This is a genomic window from Ensifer adhaerens (assembly GCF_001270265.1).
GTDB classification, from domain to species: Bacteria; Pseudomonadota; Alphaproteobacteria; order Rhizobiales; family Rhizobiaceae; genus Ensifer; species Ensifer adhaerens_B.
In genome coordinates this window covers 64,171-91,074 of sequence record NZ_LGAP01000023.1, presented here as the reverse complement: position 1 = coordinate 91,074, position 26,904 = coordinate 64,171, and the positions used below count along the sequence as shown (strand labels likewise).

Below are 26,904 nucleotides of genomic sequence, written 5' to 3'. Positions count from 1 at the left end.
CCTTCCGCGACCGGCGCATCGGTTTTACGTGGCGCCGGTCCATTTTCAGACGGAGACTAGGCATGGGCGGTATCGTCATTATCGGGGCCGGAGAATGCGGCACCCGCGCGGCCTTTGCGTTGCGCAAAGCGGGCATTTCCGACGCCATTACGCTGGTTGGGTCGGAGCCTTATCTGCCCTATGAGCGCCCGCCCTTGTCGAAGCCGGTGGACGGTGCTGTGCAGTTGAAGCCGATCTGCGGGGCGCAAGCGCTTGAGGCTTCTGCCATCGACTACCTTCAGGGCGTGTCGGCATCGCGGCTCGAGACGGAGAGTCGGACCGTGACCCTAACCGACGGGCGGGTGCTCACCTATGAAAAACTGCTTCTGGCGGCGGGCGCGCGCACGAGACGGCTGACCTGCCGCGGTGCAGAACACGCGCTTGCCTTCCGCACCTATGCGGATGCGGCTGCAATCTTCTCACACGCGGAAGCCGGCAAAAGCGTTGCGATTGTGGGCGGCGGTCTGATCGGGATGGAACTCGCGGCCGTCCTCCGCAGCAAGCGCGTTGCCGTAAACATCATTGAAGCGGCGCCGACGCCGCTCGGCCGCGCTGTTCCGCCACGTTTTGCCGCAAGGCTCCATGCCAGACACGTGGACGAGGGCGTGCAGTTTTATCTTGGCCGAGGCATTGCCGAAATTACCGATGACGCCGTTTATCTTGCAGACAGCGGTCTGGTCCTTGCCGACTTGGTCGTCGCAGCGATCGGTGTCCAACCGGACATGGCACTCGCCGAAGCGGCAGGTCTTGCCACGGGCAATGGGGTCCTGGTGGACCATTTTCTTCGCACCAGCAATCCGGACATATTCGCAGCCGGAGACTGCGCGGCGATTTCCCTGTCGTGCGGCGGTCATATCCGTTTCGAAAGTTGGCGGAATGCGCGCAGCCAGGCCGAAACTGCGGCCCGCAATATGGCAGGCGGCAACGACGCGTTTGTGGCTCTTCCCTGGTTCTGGTCCGATCAGTACGATTTGGGCCTGCAGGTTGCAGGGTTGCCGCAGCCGGCTCATCAGTCCGTGGTGCGCTGCCTGGCAGATGGCGAGCTCGAATTCTATCTCGACGGCGGCCGGCTCGTCGCTGCGGCAGGACTGGGCGTCGGCAACGCGATTGCCAAGGATATCAAGCTCGCCGAGATGTTGATCGCCGCCGGCGTCGACGTCGATGCGGCGGCGTTGGGCGACCCCGATGTCAATCTGAAGACGCTTTTGAAAAGCGCGCGAGCCGCCTGACCAAGCCGGGATCGCGTTTCAGAATTTGGGGAGGGGCAATGCAATCACTTTTGGTGTTTCAATCTCTTTGGGCGATGGAACTGCGCAGCAGCAGGCGCCCGGAATTCACCATCGAGGAGAATGTGGAGCGGATCGCTCGAGCAGGTTTCGATGGGGTCAGCGCACATTGGCATGATCGAGCCTATGTGCAACGGCTCCACGCCTTGCTTGGCCAATCCGGCCTTCAGGCCGAAGGCCAATGTTTTCCGAAGACGATCGACGATCTGAAACCCGTTCTCGAGAATGCCGCCGAGTTCGGCGTTCATCACATCTGCCTGCAACCGGACGTTCGTCCCCGTCGAATTGAAGACTGCCTGCCGCTGCTCGAAGGCTGGCGACGGTTGGGAGAGGACGCGAAGATACCGGTCTTGATCGAGACGCATCGCGATCGGATGACCGCCGACCTTTTCTTCACCCTGGATCTCCTTGATCGGCTCCCGGATCTGAGGCTTTTGGGAGATCTGTCCCATTTCCTCGTCGGGCGCGAATTTGCCTGGCCTATCTCCGATGAAGATCACCGGCTGATCGAAAGAATTCTCGATTGCTCCTGGGCGTTCCACGGAAGAGTAGCGTCGCGAGAGCAGGTTCAAATAGAGATCGCCTATCCGCACCACCGGCCCTGGGTCGATCTTTTCCTCGGTTGGTGGGAGTTTGGTTTTCGCAGTTGGCAAAGGCGGGCGGGGGCGAATGACAACCTCGCCTTCGTTTGCGAACTCGGCCCCAAGCCCTACGCGATAACCGACCGCTTCGGGGAAGACACCACCGACCGTTGGGCAGAATCGCTGGCGCTGAAGCAATATGCGCGCGACTTGTGGTCCAAGCTGTCTACAGAACATCGTCCCACTTAAATATCGGAGAATTTTCCATGGATGTACGCGCCGCCGTCGCCGTTCAGGCCGGCAAGCCGCTGGAAGTGATGACCGTTCAGCTCGAAGGCCCGCGGGCCGGCGAGGTGCTGATCGAGGTCAAGGCCACCGGCATCTGCCACACCGACGATTTCACGCTGTCCGGCGCCGACCCGGAAGGTCTGTTCCCGGCGATCCTCGGCCATGAGGGCGCCGGCGTCGTCGTTGATGTCGGCCCGGGCGTCACCTCGGTGAAGAAGGGCGACCACGTCATTCCGCTCTATACGCCCGAATGCCGCTCCTGCCCGTCGTGCCTGTCGCGCAAGACCAACCTGTGCACGGCGATCCGCGCGACCCAGGGCCAGGGGCTGATGCCGGACGGCACCTCGCGCTTTTCGATCGGCAAGGACAAGATCCATCACTACATGGGCTGCTCGACCTTCGCCAATTACACCGTGCTGCCGGAGATTGCCGTCGCCAAGGTCAATCCGGACGCGCCGTTCGACAAGATCTGCTATATCGGCTGCGGCGTCACTACCGGCATCGGCGCGGTGATCAACACCGCCAAGGTCGAGATCGGCGCCACCGCGATCGTCTTCGGCCTCGGCGGCATCGGCCTCAACGTCATCCAGGGGCTCAGGCTGGCCGGTGCCGACATGATCATCGGCGTCGACCTCAACAACGACAAGAAGGCCTGGGGCGAACGCTTCGGCATGACCCACTTCGTCAATCCGAAGGAAGTGGGCGACGACATCGTCGCCTATCTCGTCAACATGACGAAACGTGGTGCCGACCAGATCGGCGGCGCCGACTACACCTTCGACTGCACCGGCAACACCAAGGTGATGCGCCAGGCGCTCGAAGCCTCGCATCGCGGCTGGGGCAAGTCGGTGGTTATCGGCGTTGCCGGCGCCGGCCAGGAGATCGCCACCCGGCCGTTCCAGCTCGTCACCGGCCGCAGTTGGATGGGCACCGCCTTTGGCGGCGCCCGCGGCCGCACCGACGTGCCGAAGATCGTCGACTGGTACCTGGAGGGCAAGATCGAGATCGATCCGATGATCACCCACACCATGGCGCTCGAAGACATCAACACGGGCTTCGAGCTGATGCATTCCGGCGAGAGCATTCGTTCGGTCGTGATCTACTGACGAGATGACGTCTCAGTCGTGATTATGTTGCGTAAAAAGGACAGACCTCCACCTGTCCTTACGCCGGGCTCCCGCCCGGAAAGCGGCGGTCGCATCTGCGGCCGCCGCATTACAATTCGGCCGTCGAAATCGCCTCATTTCAAAACAGGCGGCATGCGGCTCTGAAACGCCTCGAACACAAGGTGCTCGATCATTGGATAAAGGCCGTGGCTGTTCGTGTTTTGTGTGTTCATGCCGAACTGCGACTTGCGCGCTTGAATGCCAGCCAACACGCAGCATCTGCGCGAGGAGTTACGAGGGACTTCCGCGACAAAAGAGCCAGCCGGCATAATCATCATCATGGGCTGTCGGAAATTGTCGATCTGCGCCGTCCTTGGGTCAGGATCACCATGACGAGCAAGCTGTAACTCCCCACTCTGCTGCGTGCCCAATGGCTGAGGACAGCCCATCGCGGTCGTCACGGTCAGCTCGATCTTCTGGTTGCATTAATGTACACATCAACGGGCACTGTCGACGTTGGTGATTTGACACTTTCACACAAGAGCTTCCCGAAACGCATCGGTCATGGCGCGAATGATCATGTAGGCTGACAGCGCTCCCGGGTCGATGTGACCGACTGAGCGTGTGCCGAGTTTGGCTGAACGGCCACGCTTGCTTTCGAGGGTCGCAGTATGTTCCGCACCGGCCTTGGCCGCATCACGCGCTGCAGTCAGCACCGCCAGCTCGTCTCCACCCGATCGGGCGGCTTTGACGGCCGCTTCGGCCGCAGGTAGCCAGGCGTCGATCATCGTCTTGTCGCCAAGCTTGGCGCCGCCGCGGGCGAGGATGCCATCGCTCATACCTTTGATCCAAGCGGCCATCGCCGCGCCGTCCAAGTTAAGCCGGTCGGCCACCGCACTGCCTGCGCCGCGCAAGGCGCTGGCGTAGAGCGGGCCGGAGGAGGCACCTACGGCGGTGAGAAACGCGTGCGCCATCCGCTCGCAGGTCGCGGCGATCACCTCCTCATCGGGACGGGCTTCGAGTTTTTGGCGGACGGCGGTCCAGCCGATATCCATGGTGATGCCGTGGTCGCCGTCACCTAGAACGCCGTCGAGCTGGGAGAGGTGATCCTTCTCGATGCGGATCGTGTCGGCGACGGCCTGCATCATGCCGACGAACGTTTCTGGCGTTACCTTGCCGGATGTCGCGAGGCTCGCTCGGTCGATGACGATCTCCTTCCTGGCAGCCTGCACCTTGCGTTCCGATCGCTGGGTCGTGGGCGCTGCGATCTCGGCCTGGCCAACGATCAGCGCGGGCGTGCGGCAGGGATGGTCGAGCAGGCGGCCGAGACGGTCGTCGAGCTTGAGCAAGGTGACTGAGGCACCGGCCATTTCGAGCGAGGTCGCGAATTCGCCGACCCAGTTGGCATGGATCTCGATGCCCCTGGCGCCAAGGATCTGTCGGACGCGGCGATATATGACGAAAAGTTCGAGCTGGGTCGTCGCACCGAGGCCGTTGACCAGCGCAGCTACCCGGTCGCTCTTACCGAGGTTGAGCTCCGTGAGGATAGGCTCCATCAACAGGTCGGTCACAGTATCGGCGGTCGCCAGCTTGTCGCGGCGCATGCCTGGCTCGCCATGGATACCCATGCCGATTTCCATGTCCTCTGGACCGATCTCGAAATTCGGCGCGCCGGTCTGCGGCAGCGAGCAGGCGCCGAGCGCGACACCCATCGAGCGGCAATTGTCGTTGGCAAGCGCGGCGGCGGCATGAACGCTGTCAAGATCCTCACCGAGGTCGGCGGCAGCACCTGCACATTTGAAGACGAAGAAATCGCCGGCCACGCCGCGCCGTTCGTTGCGCCGATCATAGGGAGCGGAGGCAATATCATCGGTGACGGCGAAATGTTTCACCGGCGTGCCTTCAGCCTGAAGTTCCTCGGCGGCCATGCTGAAGTTCAGCACGTCGCCGGTATAATTTCCGTAGAGGAACAGCACGCCGGCGCTACCATCGGCGGCGCGTCCAGCATCGAGGATATGTTCGGGGGAGGGAGAGGCGAAGACATTGCCGACCGCTGCCGCATCGGCTAGGCCCCGGCCGACATAGCCGGCAAAGGCTGGCTCGTGGCCTGATCCGCCGCCGATGACGATACCGACCTTGCCGTCGCGCGGACCATGCCGCGCAACGACCGCACGACCGGTGGGCCCTTCCACCACCAGCAGGTCGGCATGGGCGCCGACGAAGCCCTCGATGAATTCCGGGATAATGTCCTCGGGCGCGTTTATCAGCTTCTTGGTCTTCTGGGTCATGGTTGTCTCGCTCGGGATCCTATCAAGTTGCGCGATGTTCAATGACTGCCTGGAACAAGCCGTTTGGCGGCCGCAACGGTGCGGCCGAGCCATTCATGCTCGGTACGGCGCGTCGCTTCCATATCCGACGTCTGAGACAGCCAGTGTTCGAGGATGCAGCTCATGCTGTCGGGGCAATGGCTGAGGCAATCGAGGATTTCAGGAATCTCCGCGCGGCCATCGCCGAGTGGCGTACCGTGGATGCGGAAACCAACGCCATAGGGGTCTGGCGTGATCTGGTAATCCTTGAGATGCAGGTTGATGGCATAGGGGGCCAGCATTTTCACCGTCGCCATAGGCCACTCGCCGGCGCAGATGGAATTTGCGACATCGAGGCAGACACCGAGAGCATCGTCAGCCACCGCGTCGAGCAGTTCGACCATACGAGGCGAGGGGTAGTTGAAGTGGTTCTCGATTGCAAATCGAAGACCTGCCTTCTTGCCGTCAGGCAGCAGTTCGCGAATCTGGGCGGCGAGTTCCGATACCGGAATCAGCGCATCTTCCGCGTCGAGCGCCACGCGCAGGATCTTCGAACCGATGCGCTCGCCGATCGGGATATAGCGCGCGAGCTCGGCCGCGTCGAAGGACTGGGTGCCGAGTTCCAGCGCCATGCCGTAGCTATCGGCGCGGGCCTTCAGCGCAAGATGTTCGTCGGGCGTCAGGCGGTCGAGCGGAAGATTGTCGGCATATTGGACCAGTTTCAGACCGTGCGAATGTGCGATCTCCAGAACCTCCATTGCCGTCATGGGGCTGGAGGGTTGCAGCTCCTTGATGCCGATCGACCAGCGGAACGCGTAGCTACCCAATCCGAGTTTCATTTCATTCTCCTGCAGGGGAACGTGGCGCCCGCTGTGGGCGCCACGTGGGGATCAATGGATCAGTGAACCGCCGTTGACATCGACTTCGGAGCCGGTGACGTAGGCCGACAGGTCGGAGGCGAGGAACAGTGCGCAACCCGCGACGTCATCCGCCGTGCCCGCACGGCCCATCGGGATGCCGGCCTTGATCTCCTCCAGCTTGTCCGGCGTCAGCATGCCGCCGGTGATGTCGGTTGCGATGAAGCCCGGGCAGATGGCGTTGACGCGAATATTATCGGGCGCGAGCTCGCGAGCCATGGCCTTGGTGAGGCCAAGAACACCGGCCTTTGCCGCGGAATAGTGCGGGCCGCCGAAGATGCCGCCGCCCCGTTGGGCCGAGACGGAGGAGAGGTTGACGATCTTGCCGGTCTTGCGGCCGCGCATATGCGGGATCACCGCCTGGCTGCAGTAGAGCGTGCCGCGAAGGTTGACGTCGAGAACGGCGTCGTAGTTCTTCGGCGCGATGTCCATGATCTTCAGCGGCTGGGTAATGCCGGCATTGTTGATCAGGATGTCGATCTGGCCCCACTTGACGATGAGGGCGTCGACGACCGTCTTGACGCCTCCGAGGTTGGTGACGTCGCAGGCCATACCGATATGCTGCGGGCCGAGATCGGCTGCGGCTTCCTTGGCGGTGACTTCGTCGAGGTCAAGGATTGCGACGGTAGCGCCGTGTTCGGCAAAGAGCTTAGCTGTGGCCTTGCCGAGGCCGCGCTTCGATGCGGCGCCGGTGACGACTGCGAATTTGCCCTCAAGCAGAGTGGTTGCCATTGAATTCTCCTTTTGTCTGGATGTCCGTCGCCTTGGGCGAGGACGGATTGAATTGAGGTTCGTTGACCGGGTCAGAGCCAGCCGCGGATCTGAGAGATCATCGCGGCGGTGGAGATGCCGTAGCGGTCGTGCAGCGTCGGCAGCGCGCCGGCATCGAGGAACTGGTCGGGCAGGCCGATCATTCGGAACGCCGGTGTCACGCCGTTGGTGAGCAGCGTTGATGCCACCGCCTCGCCGAGGCCGCCGACGCGGGTGTGGTTCTCCGCCGTGACGACGAGGCGGTTGCCCTTTCCGGCTTCGGCAAGAATCGTCCCCGCATCGAGCGGCTTGATCGTCGGGCAGTGGAGTACGGCGACCGAGACGCCGTCCTTCTCGAGTTCCACGGCCGCATCCAGGGCACGCATGGTCATGAAACCGGATGCGATCACCAGCGCATCCTTGCCGTCCCGCAACAGCTTGGCCTTGCCGAGTTCGAACTTGTAGTCCGGGCAATGCTTGCGGATCACAGATGGCACCTTGCCGCGCAGGAGACGCATGTAGACGGGGCCGTCATGCGCGATGATTGCGGGCACGGCCTCAGTGACGTCGATCGCGTCGCAAGGATCGACGATCGTCAAGTTCGGAAGGCCGCGGAAGATCGCGAGGTCCTCCGTCGCCTGATGGCTCGGGCCATAGCCGGTCGTCAGCCCCGGTAGAGCGCAGACGATCTTGACCGGCAGATTTTCCTCGGCGATCGCCATGGCGATGAAGTCGTAGGCGCGGCGCGAGGCAAAGACGGCATAGGTCGTGGCGAAGGGAATGAAGCCCTCGCGCGCCATCCCGGCAGCGGCCGAGATCATCACCTGCTCGGCCATGCCCATCTGGTAGAAGCGCTCGGGGAGGGCCTCGGCGAAGACGTGGAGGTCGGTGTATTTCGCGAGATCCGCGGTCAGGCCGACGATACGGTCGTTGCTGCGCGCCTGCTCGACCAGCGCATGGCCGAAAGGTGCCGATACCGTGTCATAACCCTCGGCTGCCAGCGAGGCGATCATTGCCGAGGTCTTGCCGCCTTCGCCTGGCTTGAGGCTGCGCGGTTCCCACTTGCGGTGCGGATCGTAGTTTCTTTTCGCGGTCATTGTCTGTTCCTTCAGGCCGGGCGGTTGGCGTCGAGCACGGCAAGCGCCTCCTGCCATTCATCGGCTTCCACGCGGACGAAATGGGTGATCTCGCGGGCTTCGAGGAAGGGAACGCCCTTGCACATCAGCGTGTCGCAGATGATGACGCGTGGCTTGGCCTCATCGAGATTGCGGGCGGCATCGAACGCGGCGACGAGCGCGTCGATGTCGTTGCCGTCGACCCGCTGCGTATGCCAGCCGAAGGCGGCCCATTTGTCGCAGAGGGGCTCGGCGCTCAGCATCTGGGTCGATTTGCCGTCGGCTTGCTGATCGTTAAAATCGACGACGCAGATGAGGTTGGAAAGCTTGTGGTGGGCGGCGGACATCGCTGCTTCCCAGGTCGAGCCCTCCCCAAGCTCGCCGTCCGACATGAGATTGTAGACGAATGCCGGGTTCTTCTTCGCCTTGAGACCGAGCGCCATGCCGACGGCGATGCCGAGGCCCTGGCCGAGGGAGCCGCCGGTAATCTCCATGCCGGGCGTATAGGCGGCCATGCCGGACATCGGCAGACGGCTGTCATCGGCGCCGTATGTTTCCAGTTCCTGCTCGGGCAGGATGCCTGCCTCGATCAGGGCGGAATAGAGCGCAATGGCATAATGGCCGATGGACAGCAGGAACCGGTCGCGGCCCTCCCATTCCGGGTCTTCAGCGCGATAGTTCAGCGCGTGGAAATAGGAAACGGCGAGGACGTCGGCGACGCCGAGCGCCTGGCCGACATAGCCTTGTCCCTGAACTTCGCCCATCCGCACCGCCTTGCGGCGGATTTCCCAGGCGCGGCGCGGCAGGCTCATGTTCGGCAGATGGGTGGCGGTGGTCCCGCTCATCGGTTCTTCTCCTTTGTAGCCGTTACGAATGGCGTCATGCGCGGGCACGACAAGGACCATCCGGCGATCCGGGGATCGTCGACGGGGTGGACAGACGTGTTCGAAGTGCGCCGGTTATGGTCCGGCATCAGGAGCGGCGCGACGGTCGTAACCGCCGCGCCGCCGGGTCAGTAGATCGTCAGCGCCGGAACGTAGCTCACCAGTGCCAACACGATCATCGAGACCAGGAAGAATGGCCAGAGCTCGCGGGTGGTGGCGCCGAGCGATGTCTTGGCCACCGATGCCGATATGAAGAGCGTCGTGCCGATCGGTGGCGTGTAGAGCCCGATGCCGAGATTGAGCACCATGATCAACCCGAGCTGAACCGGATCGAGACCGATCGAGGCTGCGAGCGGCACGAAAATCGGACCGAGAAGCAGGATCGCCGGCGGCAGGTCGAGAGGCATTCCGACCAGCAGCAACAGGATGTTCATCGAAAGAATGATCAGGATCGGGTTCTGGATCGTGACGCCGATCCATTCGGCAAAGCGTTCCGGCACCTGGTCGAACGTCAGGATCCAGCCGCAGACGGCGCTGCCGATGATGACCAGCATGACCACGCCGGTGGCGATGCCTGCCTCGATCATGTTGTCCTGAAAGCGCCTCCACGTGATGTCGCGGTAGAAAAAGACACTCATGAAGAGGGCATAGACGACTGCGAGAACGGCGATTTCGGTTGGCGTGGCGATACCGAACCGCAGTCCGAGCAGAATCAGAACCGGCAGGAGCAGCGCAGGACTGGATAAGAAGGCCAGGCGGCCAAGTTCCCGCATCGTGGCGGAACGCTCGGGCGCCGCGAAGCCGCGACGGCGGGCGATCCAGTTGCAGGTGAGCAGAAGCCCGCCTGCAAGCAGCATGCCGGGGAGGAGGCCCGCCGTAAACAGGTCCGCAATCGAGGTGCCGCTGACCAACGAATAGAGGATGAGCGGGATCGAGGGCGGAATGAGGATGTCGATGACTGCCGACGTCGAGTTGTTGGCGGCACACAGAGCGGCAGGATAGCCTTGCCTCTTCTGCCAGGGGATCAGGACGGAGCCCAACGCACTTGCGTTGGCAACCGCGGAACCCGACACGCCGCCAAAGACCACGGAGGCGACGACGGTCGTCGCCAGAGGGCCGCCGCGCCAGCGCTCCATGACCTTCGAAGCAAATGTGAGAAGCTCCGTACCCAGCTTGCCGCCAAGCATCAGCGTGCCGGCGAGCATGAAGAAGGGCATGGCCAGCATCGGAAAGGATTGGGTCTGCTGGTAGAGCTGTTGGGCCACGATGCTCAGTGGCAGGCCGCCGAAGAAATAGATCGCGGCGGCGGACGAGATGATGAGCGCATGACCAACCGGGACGGCCAGTATCATCAGCACGCAGAAGATAATGATCATGGCAAGGCTCATCATTGGCCTGTCTCCTCGGGGGTGGGGACGGGCATAGCCTCGGGTCCGATGATTGCGACACGGATGACCAGCGCGACCGTTGCAATGATGACGGCCGCCGACCCGCCGGCGAGTGCGTAGTAGCTGTAGCTTGCCGGCATGTTGAGAACCGGGCTCACGTCGATCCACGAAATGTCGGCGACGTCCAGGGTCACGCAGACCATAACGGCATGGCCGATAATGACAATCGTCTGGGCGACGATCCGGAAGACCTGCTCGACGCGGCGGCCGAGCATCTCGGGCAGCATTTCCACGGCCATGTGGCCGCCATGCTGAACAGCAAGCGCTACCCCTGCCATGATGAAGAAGGGGAATACCCGCTCTGGCAGTTCCTGAGCGAAGGAGAAGCCACCGCCCAGCGCATAGCGGGCGACGACATTGCTAAACAGCAGGACCAGAAGGACACAGCCGGTGACCAGAACGATGCCACGTGCAACGATTGACACGATGCGGTCGAGGCCGTCGGCGAGGCGCAGCATGGGCGTTTTTGGATGACCGGTGACCATGGCAAAGTCACCCAGAAGTTCCCTTGGGGCATCGTCGGGTTCGATCATGATCAGGCGTTCGCTGCTGCGATCAGGTTGGTCACGAACTCGCCGAACGGCTTGGCCTTCCATATCTCGGCGACCGGTTCGGAAGCCTTTCGGAAGTCTTCCTTGTCGACTTCGTTGATCTTCAGGTTCGCGTTGGCCTTGAAGGTCTCGAGATGTTTGGTTTCGGCGTCCTTGATGAGGCCTCGCTGCATCTGGGTCGCGCCATCGGCGGCTTCCTGGATTGCCGCCTTCTGCACATCGTTGAACTGCGCCCAGCGGATCTGCGAGATCAGGAAGGGTGAGACCTCCCACTTGTGGCCCGACATCGAGATGAAGGGGTTCACTTCATAGAGTTTGGAGCTGGCGATGTTGGTCAGCGGGTTTTCCTGACCGTCGACAACGCCCTGCTGCAGGGCGATATAGAGCTCGCCAAAGCTGATCTGCTCGGTATTGGCGCCAAGCGTCTTGAAGATGTCGATCGTCATCGGGTCCGGCGGCGTGCGAATGGTCAGGCCGGCCAGATCGGCAACCTTGTTGATCGGACGCTTCGAATTGGTGATCTGGCGGATACCGTTATCCCACCAGCCGATGGGGACCATATTGACGGCTGCAAACCGCTCGGCGAGCGCCTTCCCGATATCGCCTTCGAGCACTTTGAAAGCTGCATCGCTGGTGTCGAACAGGAAAGGCAGGCCGAGTGCGGCAACTTCCGGCACGAGGGCGGCACAGGAACCTTGGCTATTCACGGTCATATCGACAGCGCCGGTCCGAAGGCTGGTCAGCAGCGACTGCTCGTTGCCGAGCTGTTCGGCGCCGGCGACGCGCACCGCATATTCGCCCCCAGTCTTCTCGGCGACCAGGCGGGCAAATTCGTCTGCGGCCGCGCCGCGCGGATTGCCGGGGGCGGCGTTGTGACCGAGCGTCATGGTGACGGCTGCTTGCGCGCCACGCGGGAAGCTCAAGATCACAGGAGTTGCGAGAAGGGCAGTAGTTCCGGCCAGAAAGCCGCGGCGGTTGAGTGTCAGCGTCATCGTTTAAAATCCTCCCTGTTCGATGATGTTGAAACGGTAAGGGGTCGATTGCGCGCTGCTTCGTGGTCAGCGCTAAGGCTCATGCCAGCAATTGATACGGGGAACAGGTGGCGTGGTGGCGCGGCGATACCGCGTGGCACGGCAAGATCACGCAAGAGTGCGCGGCGTCATTGCTCGATAAGAGCATCCTGAAATCCTCCCCAACGGATAGGCGCTGGATATCGTGAATTCCGAGCACCACGCCTGTATCAGAAGGCGCGGTATCTTCCTCCGACCGAACCTTCTTGCGACGATATTTGTTTGGAGAGGTCGTTAGGTCAAACGCTAAATGAGGCCTTATTCGTGAATAGGATTCATGTTGTGCATGTGTCCGTATCGAGATCGGTTCTCAGTTTGCGTTGAGCGAACCGGCAAGTCGGACGCAGCCTATTGGTATTTCGATCGCATGAGCTCGTCCAAAATCCAGTTCTGGAATGCCTTGATCTTTGGGACGTTCTGCTTGGCTTTCAGCATGGACATACTATGGCATCCGATCATCTCGCGGGCACTTTCGAACAAAGGGACAAGGCGGCCGGTCTGAAGCTCTCGTTCGACAAGCAGATGGCTTTCAAGACAGATGCCCTGACCATCAACCGCCGCGCTGATGGCCATGAACGAACGATCGAAACGCGGTCCTCTATCGAAATCCAAAGGAATATCGCCGTGCCGCTTTGACCAGCCGCGCCAACTCAGCAGGTTGACTTCAGAGTGAATGAGCGTGTGGTGGCGGAGGTCGGCTGGTTCTTGCAGCGGGTGTGGGGCGTGCGCGATCACATCGGGCGAGCAGAAAGGCATGATTGCCTCCTCCGGAAGCGGCAGGGTTACAACGCCGCGTGTGGGCAATACGCTGCCGTAGCGGATATCGACATCCACGAGGCCGGCATTGAGATCGACGGGGTCCGCCGACGCATAGAGGCGCACGTCAATGCTGCCGTGTTGCGCGCTAAAGCGGGCGAGGCGAGGCATGAGCCATTGCGCCGCGAAACTCGGAACGGTGTGAACCGTCAAAATGTCGGATTTGCCATGCCGCTCGATGTCGCGGGTCGCAGCCTCTATCGTGCTAAAGGATTCTGAAACGCTCTGGAAATAGCTCTGACCGGCGTCAGTAAGGGCAATGGTCCGAGTGTTGCGGTGAAATAGGCTGACGCCGACTTCCTGTTCGAGAAACCGGATCTGATGACTGATGGCGCTGGCCGTCACGTGCAATTCATTCGCCGCTGCGGCGAAGGAGCCGCGACGGGCCGCTGCCTCGAACGCCTGCAGCGACTTCAAAGAAGGCATCTTCCTCATTCTGTCCCCCCATTTGCGAAGCTCGGCCGCTGAAATCGCACTGCGTATTTCTGGTACTTGGCTGAATTGAATTCAACAATCGGAAAACCGAATTCGTTTGAAGATTTGTAAGCCGCTTCCTAGTCTCTTGTGGACTGACAGTCTGTGCGCAGGAGCTTCACATACCAGGGGAGGTGGCAGAACGGTTTCCAGGCCGATCTGCCGGGAAGGACATTCGCGTTCTTATCGCAACCTACCATGATGATGTTCCCCGAACAGGCTGAGCGGCTTACTTCGAGGAATTCCGATATGAACATCGCCTTCATTGGCCTTGGTTCCATGGGTACGCCCATGGCCCGCAACCTGATTTCGGCCGGCTTCTCACTTGCCGGTTTTGACACCAATCCAAGGGCCTTGAGCGTGTTCGCTGGCAATGGTGGCAAGCCTGCATCGACAGCGGCGGCGGCGGCGGCAGGTGCCGACATAGCCCTTCTCATGGTCGTCAACGCTTTACAGGCGGAACAGGTTTTGTTCGACGACGGAGTGCTCGATGCACTTGCCCCTGGGGGCATCGTGGTGCTGATGGCAACCTGCCCACCTGGCGCAGTGCAGGCGATCGCCACGCGTGTCAAAAAGACGGGGCGGTCTTTCGTCGACGCGCCGGTGTCGGGAGGTGTTGCGGGCGCCGAAGCGGCGACGTTGAGTATCATGGTCGGTGCCTCCAATGCGGATTTCGAGCGCAGTTCCCCAGTGCTGCGTGCACTTGGCGACAAGCTTTTCCATGTGGGGACCGAGGCCGGGCAGGGCGCCGCCGTGAAGGTTGTCAACCAATTGCTCTGCGGCGTTCACATTGCGGTTGCCGCCGAGGGCCTCGCCCTTGCCAGTAGGGTCGGTATCGACCCAAAAGTCATTCTCGAAATCCTGGGTGGATCCTCGGCCTCGAGCTGGATGTTGAAGGATCGGGGCCCTCGCATGTTGCAGGACGACCCGGTCGTCACGAGCGCCATAGATATCTTTGTCAAGGATCTCGGTCTTGTTCTGGAAGCGGGCCGGGAGGCCAAGGCAGCGCTTCCGCTAGCCGCCGCCGCCTACCAGATGTTTCTTGCGACCAGCGGTCGAGGCGACGGTGCGATCGACGACAGCCAGGTCATTCGTTCCTACGAGTTACTGAACCGTGGCGTCTGATGGCGGTTCATAAATCCTTTGATCGCGGAAAGGGCAACGGGCCTGCCTCGACGGAAGGTCCATCCCCAGCCCGTAGTCGCTTGGACATCGGGAAGTCATGCGGGACCTCGGGTTTGAACAGCTTCTGGCGGCTAATTGGGCACGACCGAGAAGTTTGCAATGCGTTTTGCGCATGGGTGGCCTGATGCATTGTCGATGTTCCCTAGACGGGCATGCTCTTATATTCCTGACATCAAACGACGCTGGAGCCAAACGCGGTTGCTGACGTCAAACGGACCTCAGGAAAGGGGATCACATGAACGTCGCACGCTCTTTCAACGCATGGCGTAAATACCGTCAAACCGTTGCCGAACTCGGCCGCATGACCAGTCGCGAACTGAACGACCTCGGTATTGCTCGCGCCGACATCCGCAGCGTTGCGCGGGCCGCTTCCTCGCTCTGATTGCGAGATCAGCAAGTTTTGAAACGCCCGCCTCGAGCGGGCGTTTTTCGTTGTAAGACGGATAAACTTCCACCTTCGATGGAGGGAGGTCCCGCACCCGACTAGGGTCGCGTCAACACACTGACGCGTCTGCACGTGATAGTCTCGTACTCCGGCAAACGCATCGACCGACACCGCGTGGATCCCACACGCGTACCGGATGAACATTCCTTTAGAAGCGACAGCGTGATCAAATGGGCGTCCACTGCCGCCACAACTTCCTTGCTCAGCATCAAGTTGTTCTTTTCCTGGGGCCAGACATCACGGAACGACGCGACACTCGCCTTCGCCGTATCCAGCACGAGCTTTTCGGGAAGTCTGGCCTTGGCGGCCAGATAGGAGAGCTCCTCGAGCGTCAATTCAGCCATAACGCTGGTGCGGGCATATTTTAGAGCTGCCGTCGCGCCGGGCAGATAGCCGCTACCAATCGCGCTTTGGTAGGTTCGAGGTCACGAAAAAGAGACAGCGTTCGCCTCTCGGCCCCCGGATAGGGATCGTCAGGCCGTGGGGGCCAATGTCGTAGCAACGCGCTTCGCTGAACAATCGGGATGCCCGTGCTGACCGCCGATCGAGCGAGGACCAGTCCACCGGGAGGAAACCATACCGGACGATGTCAATCACCGGGTCTATGTCGAAGTAGCACCTGTCGAGGTATGTCTCCGTCCACCCAACTGGATAGGTCGTGCAGTGAAAGGGGTACAAGCCCGAGCTTCCCCCGCTGCAAACCACGAGGAATGCCATGTGCGACAGACCGTAGCGCACGCAAAGTTTTTCCAACGTTGGTTGAAGGTCCTCGGGGTGCTTCACTGCCTTTAGCGCCCTCAAGGAGAATGACAGTCTACGGTGGTCGACCACCGGGGGAACGCGTCGGTTCGCGGCCATGCGCTGTGTACCGATTTCTGTCGGACGTTGGACTGCATACTAAAGGCCGTGCATTAGCGGCGAAATTGTAGGAATCGACAATCCAGCGCGCGGTCCTCCTCAATGTCGGAGCGTCGTGACGCAGAATCAGCGACCAATGAAGAAATAAATGTGTGGCAGGAACTGAAGCCGGCATCTCGATCGCGTCGCTGCAGTTATCGCTTCCGCCGGTCAATGCCGAGGGCTCGTCCTCCGCGGATTCCACTCGGCAAGCGAGGGCTTGGCCGTCTGATCTCCCTTGGAGCGAATACTTCCCGGTCCGCTTGTGATCTCCCTCGGGCGGTCCTGGGACAAGCAGAACTTGCCGAAGGGTGTCAATTTCTTGATTTCTACCGAGGTCACCGATCGGCATTGTTTACTTGCCTCATGGAGATCGTGTGATGACGAAAGCACTTGTTACGGGGGCGACCCGCACCCCTGGGCGCGTGATCGCGACCATGCTCGCAAAGGAGGGCTGGGAGGTCCATGCCCTCGGTCGCGATCGAGTTGCGCTTGAGGAGCTACGTGGTGACCACGGCATTGTTCCCATGGCAATGGACTTGACCGATCGCGACTATGTGCGTTCCGTCGCCGAAGGGATGGAACCGGAAATCGTCGTCCATGCGGCACTTCGCTGGCCCGCTGAAACCCAATTTCTCCAGCTAACGGAAGCGGACATCGACATGGCTCTCGAAGTCAATTTGTCCGCGACGCTGCATGTCACTCGTGCTGTTTTGCCTTCGATGATTGCCCGTGGGCGGGGGGCCCTCGTGATGGTTTCTCCAGATTTCGACCACGCGGCAAGTGCGGTCGAAAAGACCGCCGCTGCTGCAATCGACGGTCTTGTGCGCTCTCTTTCCGATGAGCTTGCGGGGACCGGCGTTTCCGTCCGCCGCCTATCCTTGGGCAAGCCGCCCTTCGACAAATTGGGAATAGAGGCGCTTTCGCTGTTAACGGCCTCTGGCCTCCAGTCGAAGACGCTGCCGTTCTCCTCTGAACCTAACGAACGACAGGGATAAAGAAATGAAACGTAACGGAGGACAGCTGCTCGTCGAATGCCTCTTGGCGCTTGGTGCGACAAAGAGCTTTGGCGTCCCCGGCGAAAGTTATCTCGCTGTGCTTGATGCGCTGCACGATACGGCCGGGCGTCTCGACTATATCCTGTGCCGAAACGAAGGCGGTGCCGCTTTCATGGCGGCTGCCTATGGCAAGCTGACCCGCCAACCTGGCCTCTGCTTCGTAACTCGCGGCCCCGGCGCCACCAATGCCTCAATCGGCGTGCATACGGCCACGCAGGATTCGTCGCCGATGATCCTCTTCGTCGGTCAGGTCGGGACGGACATGAAGGGTCGCGAAGCCTTTCAGGAAGTCGATTACAAGGCGGTCTTTGGCACCATGGCCAAATGGGCAGTCGAGATCGACCAGGTCGAGCGTATTCCCGAGATTGTCTCCCGCGCCTGGACACTTGCGGTGTCGGGCCGTCCTGGTCCGGTCGTGATCGCACTGCCGGAAGACATGCTGACATCTCTTACCGATGCCACCCCGCTTTCTGGCCCAGTCGAGATTGCGGAGCCCGCGCCATCGATTGCCGCTATGGACCGTCTGCGTGAGATGCTGGTGAACTCTGCGCGCCCCGTAATCCTCTATGGCGGCTGCAACTGGCTGGAAGGCTCGATGATCGCGGTCCAGCGCTTCGCTGAAGCATCCGATATCCCCGTCGTCTCCGTCTTTCGCTACCAAGACCAGTACGACAATGCGTCGCCGACCTTCTGCGGTGAGGCGGGCGTCGGGATGGTTGCTTCCGTCAAGGAAATGCTCAAGGCCGCCGATGTCATCGTAGCGATAAACAATCGGTTTGGGGAGAATTCGACGGATGGTTACACCCTCTTCGACCTTCCCCAACCGAAGCAGCAGATCATCCATATCCATGGCTCGGACCTGGAGATTGGGAAGGTCTACCGGCCAGCGCTCGGTATCCAGGCCGGGCCGAACGCTTTCGCCCAGGCGTTGGGCGCACTCGAACCAGTGAAGGGCCGCTGGGCCGAATGGCGCGCCAGGGGGCGGGCTGCCTATGAGAAGGGTTTCGATCTTCCCGATATGCCGTCGCCGGTTGATATGGGAAAGGTCACCGCGTTTCTGAACGATGTGCTGCCCGACGATGTCATTCTTACCAATGGTGCGGGAAACTTTACCGTCTGGCCAAACAAGTTCTTCAAATTCGGTCCGAAGGCACGCTTGCTCGCCCCGCAATCAGGCGCGATGGGCTATGGCGTTCCGGCAGCCGTTGCAGCCAAGGTTGCACATCCTGGCCGTACGGTAGTTTGCTTTGCCGGGGACGGTGATTTTCAGATGAACTGCCAGGAACTGGCAACGGCGCTTCAGCATGAGGCGCAGCCGATTATCCTGCTGCTCAACAATGGCATCTACGGTACGATACGTGCCCATCAGGAGCGCAACTATCCCGCGCGAGTATCCGGCACGACAATGATCAATCCGGATTTCGTGGCGCTCGCGAAGTCCTACGGTTTCCATGCGGAACGCGTGGAGACCACCGTTGACTTCGCCGCGGCCTTCGAACGCGCGCAGGCCTCGGGGACCGGCGCGTTGCTTGACCTCAATATTTCTCCGGAAGCGCTGACGCCGCGTCAGACGCTGAGCCAGATGCGAGAAGCAGCCCTTTCTGCAAAGGAAACCGCATGACACAGCGTCACGAAATTCGCCTTGGCGCCGATATCGGCGGCACTTTTACCGACATCGCACTCGAAGTCAGGGGGAAGCTCTTCTCCACGAAAGTGCTGACCAATTATTCAGCACCTGAACAGGCGATCCTCGACGGAATCGAGATTGTTTGTCGAGATGCGAGCATCGCGCCAAAAGATATCGACATCGTCATCCACGGCACGACGCTGGCAACAAACGCGCTGATCGAACGCCGGGGTGCGAAGACCGCTCTCGTCACAACCGAAGGGTTCCGCGACGTCATCGAGATGCGCACGGAAAACCGCTTCGAGCAGTATGATCTCAGCCTCGTGCTCCCTTCACCCCTTATCCCGCGCGAAGACCGTTTCCCGGTCAAGGGTCGGATCGATGCACAGGGCAGGGAGCTCCAGCCCCTCGACGAGCGGACCCTCGAAGCATTGGCGGAAGTGATCGGTGAGCGCGGATTCGGCGCTGTCGCCATTGGCTTCATTCATTCCTACATGAACCCGGCGCATGAGGAGCGCGCCCGCGAAATCCTGTCGGAAAAGCTCTCGATCCCGATTTCGATCTCGGCGGAAGTCTCGCCGCAGATGCGCGAATTTGAACGCTTCAACACCGTTTGTGCCAATGCCTACGTGCGGCCGCAGATGGCCGACTATCTCTCGCGTCTTCAAGTGCGTCTGAAAGAAATGGGCGCCAATTGCCCAGTCTTCATGATCCATTCCGGAGGCGGCTTGATCTCGGTCGAGACAGCATCGGAGTTTCCCGTGCGCCTGGTGGAATCGGGGCCGGCAGGAGGTGCGATCTTTGCAGCCGATATCGCGCGTCGCTTCAGTCTCGATCGCGTGGTGTCCTACGACATGGGCGGCACAACGGCGAAGATCTGCCTGATCGAGGACTACCAGCCACACTCAGCACGCACATTTGAAGTCGCCCGTACTTATCGCTTCTGCAAGGGCTCGGGCATGCCGATCTCCATTCCGGTCATCGAGATGATCGAGATCGGCGCGGGCGGCGGTTCGATTGCCTGGGTCGATGCTATGGGCCGAATTCAGGCGGGCCCGGAATCGGCAGCCTCAGAGCCGGGACCGGCGTGCTACCAGCGCGGCGGCGAGCGCCCTGCCATCACCGACGCAGACCTCGTGCTCGGCAAACTCGACCCCGACAATTTCGCGGGCGGCAAGATCAAACTGTCGGTCGATAGCGCCATGGCAGCAATTACCCGGGACGTCGGCGACAGGCTTAGGCTCACCCCGCAGGCGGCCGCCTTCGGTATCGTCGAGGTCGTGGACGAGAACATGGCCAATGCCGCCCGCGTTCATGCCGTCGAGAACGGCAAGAACATCTCGGAAAACATCATGATCGCGTTTGGCGGTGCCGCGCCGCTGCATGCCGCCCGACTTTGCGAGAAGCTTGGTGTTGATCAGTGCCTTATCCCGCAAGGTGCGGGTGTGGGCTCAGCAATCGGTTTCCTCAAGGCGCCTTTCGGCTACGAGGCCCTCGCTTCCAAAATCATGGGTCTGTCGAAGTTCGATGCCGGCATCATCAATGCCATGCTCGACGATCTGAAAACAACGGCTGAAGGCTTCGTGCGCGCTGGAACCGACGGTGAGATCGTTCGCGAAATCACTGCCTTCATGCGCTATGCCGGCCAAGGCTGGGAGATCCCGGTGGCACTGCCCGATCGTGCGTTCGCCGACGGCGACAGGACAATGATGGAAAACGCCTTCAAGGAGCGTTATGCGCAGTTCTTCGGCCGCGCGGTCGAAGGCCCTGAGATCGAATTCGTCACCTGGTCGGTCAAGGCACAGGACGTTCGCCCCGAGGGTGAAAGGCTTGCCCTGAAGACGGAAGGTGCTCGGGTGAGCGTTCCCTCCATCCGCGCCGTCTTCGATCCTGCCTCTGGCAGGACCTTGGAAACGGCGATCGTTCCGCGTCACGCGCTGTCGTCTGGTGACCGCGTAACCGGTCCAGCCGTCATCGTCGAGCGGGAAACCTCGACTATCGTCACGTCGCCTTTCGATGCCGTCATTCAGGCCGATGGCACCATTCTCCTCGTGCGCAAAGGTTTCTGATTATGAGCGATATCAATGAAATCCGCATGCAGGTAATGTGGAACCGCCTGATCTCGGTCGTAGAAGAACAGGCGCTGACGCTACTGCGGACTGCCTTTTCCACCTCCGTTCGCGAGGCAGGTGACCTTTCAGCTGGCGTCTACAATGCCAAGGGCGAGATGCTCGCTCAGGCGGTGACCGGTACACCCGGCCACGTCAACACCATGGCGGAAGCGGTTCTGCATTTCATCGCCGAAATCCCGCGCGAGGACATGTATCCCGGCGACACTTATGTGACAAACGACCCCTGGAAGGGCACCGGACACCTGCACGATATCACGATGGTGTCGCCTTCGTTCAAGGGTGAGGAACTGATCGGCTTCTTCGCCTGCACGGCGCATGTGGTCGATGTCGGCGGTCGGGGGTTTGGGGCTGACGGCAAGTCGGTCTACGAGGAAGGCATCCAGATTCCGATCATGAAATTCGCCGAACGGGGCGTCGTGAACAAGGACCTCTTGAAAATTCTACGCCTCAATGTGCGCGAGCCCAATCAGGTGATTGGTGATTTCTTCTCACTCGCCGCCTGCAACGACGTCGGTCACAAGCGGCTGATCGAGATGCTGGACGAGGTCGGCTATGACAACCTCGACACACTCGGCAATTTCATTCTGTCGCGCACGCATGTTGCAACGATGGAGCGCATCGCTGGCCTACCCAAGGGCGCGTGGTCGAATGAGATGCTCACCGACGGGTACGACGAGCCGATTAAACTCGCGGCCGAAGTGTCCATCACGAATAGCGGTGTAAACGTTGACTTCGCCGGTTCGGGTGCGATGAGCCGCTGGGGCATCAATGTGCCGCTGATCTATACCAAGGCTTATGCCTGCTATGCGCTGAAGTGCGTGGTGGCACCGGATATCCCGAACAACGCAGCGTCGCTTGCCGTGTTCAACGTGTCGTCGCCGACCAACATCCTCAATGCCGAGCGCCCGGCTCCAGTCTCGGTGCGCCACGTCATCGGCCATATGGTCCCGGATCTCGTGCTCGGCGCGCTCGCCAAGGCGCTGCCCGGCAAGATTCTAGCAGAAGGCGCGGCGGCGCTCTGGAACATCCACATTTCCGTTCGTCCCGTTGCCGGCGGAACCGGTAGGCGTGCGGAAGTGCTGATGTTCAACTCTGGCGGTATGGGCGCGCGCCCAGGCCTCGACGGGCTCTCCTCGACTGCCTTCCCTTCTGGGGTCCACACCATGCCGATCGAGGCAACCGAGCACACCGGTCCTATCGTCGTCTGGCGAAAGGAACTCCGACCCAATTCGGGTGGTGCGGGCAAGTATCGCGGCGGCCTTGGCCAAGTCATCGAAATTGCGCCGGCCGAAGGCCACGAGTTTGATTTTTCCGCGATGTTTGACCGCATCGCGACGCCACCGCGCGGTCGTGACGGGGGCGAGGACGGCGCGCCGGGTTCGGCGAGGCTCGATGACGGCACAAAGCTGCGTCCCAAGGGATGGCAGCATGTGCCGGCGGGTCGAAGGCTGGTGTTGGAATTGCCCGGTGGCGGCGGGTTCGGCAGTCCGGCTGAACGCTCGTCCGAAGCTAAAGCCGAAGACCTGTCCAAGGGTTATGTGACGGAGAAGAAGTAATGAGCCTTATTGCAAGTCGGCTTTCGGCCGTCAAACCCTCCGCGTCCATGGCCGTGTCGCAGGCAGCCAAAGATCTCGCGGCCACGGGGGTAGACGTGATCGATCTCGGTCTCGGTGAACCCGATTTCCCGGCGCCCGCTCATGTCACCGAGGCGGCTTTCAATGCCGCTCGGAAGGAGCGAATGCTCTATACTGCCTCGCTCGGCACTCCGGATCTGCGCAAGGCGATCGCGGCAAAGTTCAAGCGAGAGAACGGCCTCGATTACGCAACTGACGAGATTGCGGTCGCCAACGGCGCCAAACAGATCATCTTCAACGCGCTGATGGCGACGTTGGAGGAGGGTGACGAAGCGATCCTGCCGGCACCCTACTTTGTCTCCTATCCGGAGATGGTGAAGCTCTTTGGCGGCGTACCAGTTACGCCTGCCTGCCCGGCCGAGAACGGTTTTCGTCTGACGCCTGAGGTGCTGGAGGCGGCGCTGACCAAAAAGACGCGTTGGCTTTTCCTCAACATGCCCGGCAACCCCTCCGGCGCTGTTTACACGAAAGCACAGTTGAAAGCACTCGGCGCGGTTCTCGCCAAATATCCGAAGGTCATGATCCTATCGGACGAGATCTACGAGCACATCATTTTCGACGGCCGCGAATTTGTCTCCTTTGGTGCAGCCTGCCCGGACCTGCGTGATCGCTCGCTGATCGTGAATGGGATGTCGAAGGCTTATGCCATGACTGGTTGGCGCGTCGGCTATGCTGCAGGCCCCAAAGATTTGATCAAGGCGATGGCGACGATCCAGAGCCAGTCCTGCACCTCCGTTTCGGCGCCGGCGCAGATCGCGGCGAAGGCTGCGCTGGAGGGCTCACAGGATTGCGTGGTCGAGTTCCGCGCTGCCTTCGAAGACCGCCGCGACCTTGTCGTCGACGGCATCGCAAGGATCAACGCGCTCAGCCTCGATCCACCGGAAGGTGCGTTCTACGCCTATATCGGCTGTGCGGCGCTGATTGGTGCCAGGACTCCTGCCGGCGAGCCGTTGGCCGATGATGTTGCCGTGGCGAAGTATCTTCTCGAAGAGGCCCATGTCGCAGCCGTTCCCGGAACGGCTTATGGTCTTTCGCCCTTCTTCCGCATTTCTACCGCGACCTCGGAAGAGGTCCTTTCCGAGGCAGTGAAGCGCATCGGCGCGGCCATCGCCAAACTCGAGATCTGATTGGAAGGAAGAATGCCCAAACTTTACAAAACCATTCTGATCACGGGTGCAGCTGGCCGGCTGGGGACTGAGCTGCGCCGCGGATTGGCACCATTGGCCGAAACGTTGCGCTTGGCCGATATCACGGAAATCAAGAATGTGCAGCCGAACGAAGAGGCGATGGTCTTCGACCTAGCCGACGAGGCCGCTGTATTGAAAGCCATCGACGGCGCCGATGCGATTGTACACTTCGGCGGCGTGCCCTTGGAACGGCCCTGGCAGGACATCCTCGATTCCAATATCCGAGGCAGCTATCATATCTACGAGGGCGCACGTAAGCATGGCGTCAAGCGCGTCGTCTATGCCTCGTCGGTGCACGCGATCGGGTATCACACGCTCGAAGCCCATATCGATACGGACGCACCTGTCCGTCCGGACAGTCTCTATGGCGTTTCCAAGTGTTTCGTGGAGGCTCTTAGCCGCTTCTACTGGGACAAATTCGGGATCGAAAGCGCGTGCCTGCGCATCTTTTCTTCGTTTCCGGAACCAGCAGATCGCCGCATGCTTTGGTCCTGGTTATCCTTCGATGATTGCGTCCGCCTCGTGGTAGCAAGCCTTACGGCGCCGCGCGTCGGTCATACAATCAGCTTTGGCATTTCTGACAATGCCGTCAAACCCGTGGACAACTCCCAAGCCGGGCATCTCGGCTACGTCCCACAGGACAACACGGAACGGTTCCGCCCCAAGGTCGAGGCGGAAAAGCCGCCGCTCGATCCGAAAGCGCCCTCCACCATCCATCTTGGCGGATGGTTTGTTGATATCGGCCATCCCGATGATGAGGCATCCAAATGAAAGACCAGTATGACGTCGTCATCGTCGGCGGCGCGGTAATCGGTTCCGCCGTCGCTTACTATCTTTCGGCCAACCCCGATTTTGACGGCAGCATTCTCGTCGTCGAAAAGGACCCTACCTATCTGAAGGCGGCGACCTCGCTGTCGTCTTCCTCTATCCGCACGCAGTTTTCTAACCCGATCAATGTGAAGATCAGCCAATATGGCTCGGACGTCATCCGCAACTTCGGCGAAATGATGCAGGTCGGCGACGACAAACCCGATCTCAGCTTTCATTCAGGCGGTTACCTGTTCTTGGCGAGCACTCCCGACCAGGTCCAGATTCTCAAGGAAAACCATGACGCGCAGGTCGCGTGCGGCGCTGATGTCGTTTTGTGGACCCGAGACGAACTAGCCAATGCGTTTCCGCACTTAAACGTCGCCGATCTGGAACTCGCCTCCTACGGCCGCTCGGGTGAAGGCTGGTTCAATAATACCGGGCTGATGTACGGCTTCAAGAACAAGGCGCGTTCCCTGGGTGTCGACTATGTCACCGACGAAGTCGTTGCTATCGGCCGGGAAGGCAACGCCGTGAAATCTGTAACGCTGAAGTCGGGCGCGCTCATCACGGCCGGAACGATTGTCAACGCATCCGGTCCGCGCGCGGCACTGACTGCCCGTATGGCCGGCCTCGACATTCCAGTTGAACCGCGCAAGCGGACGCTTTTCGTCTTCGACTGCGCGCAGTCTCCGGAAGGTACTGCCAACGTCAATCAGGGGAGGTTGCCGCTAATGATCGACCCGTCCGGCGTTTTCTGTCGCCCCGAGGGACGCTTCTTTCTGACAGGTTGTCCGCCGGTGGAAGATCCCGCGACCGATTGGGATGATTTCGAGCCGCGCTACGAAGAATTCGAAGACATCATCTGGCCAGCGCTGGCCGAGCGCTCGCCCAAGTTCGAGGCGATCAAGGTCGTCAATCAGTGGGCGGGTCACTATGACTTCAATACGCTGGACCACAACTTGATTGTTGGGCGTCATCCCGAAGTCAGCAACTTTGTCTTCGCCAACGGTTTTTCCGGTCACGGCCTTCAGCAAGGCCCGGCAACCGGGCGGGGTGTCTCCGAGCTCATCATCTATGGCGAGTACCGCACTCTGGATCTGTCAGAAGTCGGATTCGAGCGCATCGTCGCCAATCGCCCTTTCCTCGAAAAGGCGGTAATCTGAAACCGTGCGCGGTGACGTTCCAAGGATCGTCACCGCGACAGTCCCCAAGTCCTGTCGCTTCGGAGAGAAAATTGGTTGGACAGCACACGCGTCTTCCGCCGCTAAACGCACTGCGAGCCTTCTGGGCGGTTATGCGACAGGGTAGCTTCCGAAGTGCGGCCGACGAACTCCTTGTAACGCCGCAGGCTGTTAGTCAGCAGATTAAACTGCTTGAGGATATTCTCCACGTTCCGCTTTTTGAACGAAAGGCGAGGGTAATCGAGCCGACAGAACAGGCCATCGTCCTTTCGCATTTCATCGAGGCCGGTTTCAACGAATTTACCGAGGGTATCCGGCGGGTTACCAATTCGACCTATCGTAACCGCATCAACATCAATGTCAGCCCTTACTTCGCAACCCGCTATTTGATGGGGCGGTTGGAACGATTCCGGGAGCTGATGCCTGGGGCGGATATCCGGATGACGACAATGGTCAACATCCGAGACTTCGCTGCCGATGAAGTCGATGTGTGTATTCAGTGGGGGTTTGGTAACTGGAAGGACTATGATTGCCAGTTGCTGATCCGAGATCCAAAAGTGATCTGCTGCGCACCGGAGCTTGCTGCGCGGCTCAAAGAGCCAAGAGACCTGACAGAATTTACGCTGCTACATCCTGTTATGGCACGCAACCTTTGGGGGAAAGTCCTTCGGCATTTGGGACTTGAAGCCCACGAAGTCGCCGGCGAGATCGAGTTCCAAGACGCCGCTACGATGCGTCGAGGGGCGATTTCTGGGCTGGGAGTCGGTCTGGTGTCAAGGTTGGACGCCCTTTCGGATATAAACGCCGGCCGGCTAGTCGCGCCACTTGGCGTGGATCGGCTCCAGGACATGAACGAAAACGATATTCCCGGCTTCTATCTCGTCGTCCCGCGGGCGCACAAGCGGGTCAAGATCATCTCGACATTTTGCGACTGGATTTGTTCCGAGGACTGGTCTTTCCGCCACGAGTTCGACTGAACCGCGCAGGCTGCAGCGGCGTAGAAAGGAAAACTTGTCTATCGCCGTTGTTTCTTGGTTTGGGCCAGCCCGCAAGTGATGCAGGCTTTACGTGGCCGGCAAGGGCAGTCAGTCGCCCATAGCTGAACCTACAAATCGAA

24 protein-coding genes are annotated in these 26,904 nt (G+C 60.6%); 13 read left to right on the top strand and 11 right to left on the bottom strand.

Annotated features, from left to right (window positions below; translation table 11 throughout):
* The first annotated feature begins 62 nt into the window (after positions 1–62).
* The 3 genes from AC244_RS25465 to AC244_RS25455 are packed head-to-tail and all read left to right on the top strand — an operon-like array spanning position 63 to position 3,300.
* On the top strand, positions 63–1,268 hold the full coding sequence (locus AC244_RS25465) for an NAD(P)/FAD-dependent oxidoreductase (protein ID WP_053251622.1): 1,206 nt from the start codon (positions 63–65) through the stop codon (positions 1,266–1,268).
* A gap of 38 nt (positions 1,269–1,306) precedes the next feature.
* On the top strand, positions 1,307–2,155 hold the full coding sequence (locus AC244_RS37835) for a sugar phosphate isomerase/epimerase family protein (RefSeq protein WP_082367115.1): 849 nt from the start codon (positions 1,307–1,309) through the stop codon (positions 2,153–2,155).
* A 17-nt stretch (positions 2,156–2,172) separates the two neighbouring features.
* Positions 2,173–3,300, top strand: a complete 1,128-nt coding sequence (locus AC244_RS25455) for an S-(hydroxymethyl)glutathione dehydrogenase/class III alcohol dehydrogenase (RefSeq protein ID WP_053251620.1) — start codon at positions 2,173–2,175, stop codon at positions 3,298–3,300.
* A gap of 134 nt (positions 3,301–3,434) precedes the next feature.
* Here the strand turns inward: AC244_RS25455 and AC244_RS36720 are convergent, their stop codons facing one another.
* The 10 genes from AC244_RS36720 to gcvA form a co-directional block, all read right to left on the bottom strand.
* Entirely contained in the window at positions 3,435–3,761 is a 327-nt protein-coding gene (locus AC244_RS36720) for a hypothetical protein (protein WP_152976098.1), read from the bottom strand.
* Positions 3,762–3,833: 72 nt separating this feature from the next.
* Positions 3,834–5,588 carry a dihydroxyacetone kinase subunit DhaL gene (dhaL, locus tag AC244_RS25450; protein WP_053251619.1) on the bottom strand — a complete coding sequence of 585 codons (1,755 nt, stop codon included), beginning with the start codon at positions 5,586–5,588 and terminating at the stop codon, positions 3,834–3,836.
* A 38-nt stretch (positions 5,589–5,626) separates the two neighbouring features.
* Positions 5,627–6,445: a sugar phosphate isomerase/epimerase family protein gene (locus tag AC244_RS25445; RefSeq protein WP_053251618.1), complete on the bottom strand. Its 819-nt coding sequence runs from the start codon at positions 6,443–6,445 to the stop codon at positions 5,627–5,629.
* 51 nt (positions 6,446–6,496) lie between these two features.
* Complete coding sequence (locus AC244_RS25440; RefSeq protein WP_053251617.1) at positions 6,497–7,255, bottom strand: SDR family NAD(P)-dependent oxidoreductase; 759 nt, start codon at positions 7,253–7,255, stop codon at positions 6,497–6,499.
* Positions 7,256–7,326: 71 nt separating this feature from the next.
* Positions 7,327–8,370 (bottom strand): transketolase family protein, encoded by a 1,044-nt coding sequence (locus AC244_RS25435; RefSeq protein WP_053251616.1) that lies wholly within the window; start codon positions 8,368–8,370, stop codon positions 7,327–7,329.
* 11 nt (positions 8,371–8,381) lie between these two features.
* Entirely contained in the window at positions 8,382–9,233 is an 852-nt protein-coding gene (locus AC244_RS25430) for a transketolase (RefSeq protein ID WP_053251615.1), read from the bottom strand.
* Between the two features lie 167 nt (positions 9,234–9,400).
* Entirely contained in the window at positions 9,401–10,660 is a 1,260-nt protein-coding gene (locus tag AC244_RS25425) for a TRAP transporter large permease (RefSeq protein WP_053251638.1), read from the bottom strand.
* Positions 10,660–11,253, bottom strand: a complete 594-nt coding sequence (locus tag AC244_RS25420) for a TRAP transporter small permease (protein WP_161807898.1) — start codon at positions 11,251–11,253, stop codon at positions 10,660–10,662. Before AC244_RS25420 ends, AC244_RS25425 begins: the two co-directional genes overlap by 1 nt.
* 2 nt (positions 11,254–11,255) lie before the next feature.
* Positions 11,256–12,263 (bottom strand): TRAP transporter substrate-binding protein, encoded by a 1,008-nt coding sequence (locus AC244_RS25415; RefSeq protein WP_053251614.1) that lies wholly within the window; start codon positions 12,261–12,263, stop codon positions 11,256–11,258.
* Between the two features lie 426 nt (positions 12,264–12,689).
* Positions 12,690–13,592 (bottom strand): transcriptional regulator GcvA, encoded by a 903-nt coding sequence (gene gcvA, locus AC244_RS25410; RefSeq protein WP_053251613.1) that lies wholly within the window; start codon positions 13,590–13,592, stop codon positions 12,690–12,692.
* 288 nt (positions 13,593–13,880) lie between these two features.
* Between gcvA and AC244_RS25405 the strand changes: the two genes are divergently transcribed.
* Positions 13,881–14,756, top strand: coding sequence for an NAD(P)-dependent oxidoreductase (locus AC244_RS25405; protein ID WP_053251636.1), 876 nt, complete (start codon positions 13,881–13,883; stop codon positions 14,754–14,756).
* 295 nt (positions 14,757–15,051) lie between these two features.
* Positions 15,052–15,198 carry a DUF1127 domain-containing protein gene (locus AC244_RS35670; protein WP_082367109.1) on the top strand — a complete coding sequence of 49 codons (147 nt, stop codon included), beginning with the start codon at positions 15,052–15,054 and terminating at the stop codon, positions 15,196–15,198.
* Positions 15,199–15,657: 459 nt separating this feature from the next.
* On the opposite strand, the gene AC244_RS25395 is transcribed toward AC244_RS35670, so the two are convergent.
* Positions 15,658–16,119, bottom strand: a complete 462-nt coding sequence (locus tag AC244_RS25395; RefSeq protein WP_268750781.1) for an autoinducer binding domain-containing protein — start codon at positions 16,117–16,119, stop codon at positions 15,658–15,660.
* A 419-nt stretch (positions 16,120–16,538) separates the two neighbouring features.
* On the opposite strand from AC244_RS25395, the gene AC244_RS25390 reads away from it, so the two are divergent.
* From AC244_RS25390 to AC244_RS25355, 8 genes are all read left to right on the top strand, one after another.
* Positions 16,539–17,156: an SDR family oxidoreductase gene (locus tag AC244_RS25390; protein WP_053251611.1), complete on the top strand. Its 618-nt coding sequence runs from the start codon at positions 16,539–16,541 to the stop codon at positions 17,154–17,156.
* Between the two features lie 4 nt (positions 17,157–17,160).
* Positions 17,161–18,837 (top strand): thiamine pyrophosphate-dependent enzyme, encoded by a 1,677-nt coding sequence (locus AC244_RS25385; protein WP_053251610.1) that lies wholly within the window; start codon positions 17,161–17,163, stop codon positions 18,835–18,837.
* Positions 18,834–20,912, top strand: a complete 2,079-nt coding sequence (locus AC244_RS25380) for a hydantoinase/oxoprolinase family protein (RefSeq protein ID WP_053251609.1) — start codon at positions 18,834–18,836, stop codon at positions 20,910–20,912. Before AC244_RS25385 ends, AC244_RS25380 begins: the two co-directional genes overlap by 4 nt.
* Before the next feature lie 2 nt (positions 20,913–20,914).
* Entirely contained in the window at positions 20,915–22,531 is a 1,617-nt protein-coding gene (locus tag AC244_RS25375) for a hydantoinase B/oxoprolinase family protein (protein ID WP_053251608.1), read from the top strand.
* Positions 22,531–23,736, top strand: a complete 1,206-nt coding sequence (locus AC244_RS25370) for a pyridoxal phosphate-dependent aminotransferase (protein ID WP_053251607.1) — start codon at positions 22,531–22,533, stop codon at positions 23,734–23,736. The genes AC244_RS25375 and AC244_RS25370 overlap by 1 nt, the downstream gene beginning before the upstream one ends.
* A gap of 12 nt (positions 23,737–23,748) precedes the next feature.
* Positions 23,749–24,567, top strand: a complete 819-nt coding sequence (locus tag AC244_RS25365) for an NAD-dependent epimerase/dehydratase family protein (protein WP_053251606.1) — start codon at positions 23,749–23,751, stop codon at positions 24,565–24,567.
* Positions 24,564–25,769 (top strand): NAD(P)/FAD-dependent oxidoreductase, encoded by a 1,206-nt coding sequence (locus AC244_RS25360; protein WP_053251605.1) that lies wholly within the window; start codon positions 24,564–24,566, stop codon positions 25,767–25,769. The genes AC244_RS25365 and AC244_RS25360 overlap by 4 nt, the downstream gene beginning before the upstream one ends.
* Positions 25,770–25,840: 71 nt before the next feature.
* Positions 25,841–26,764 (top strand): LysR substrate-binding domain-containing protein, encoded by a 924-nt coding sequence (locus tag AC244_RS25355; RefSeq protein ID WP_053251604.1) that lies wholly within the window; start codon positions 25,841–25,843, stop codon positions 26,762–26,764.
* Positions 26,765–26,904: the final 140 nt, after the last annotated feature.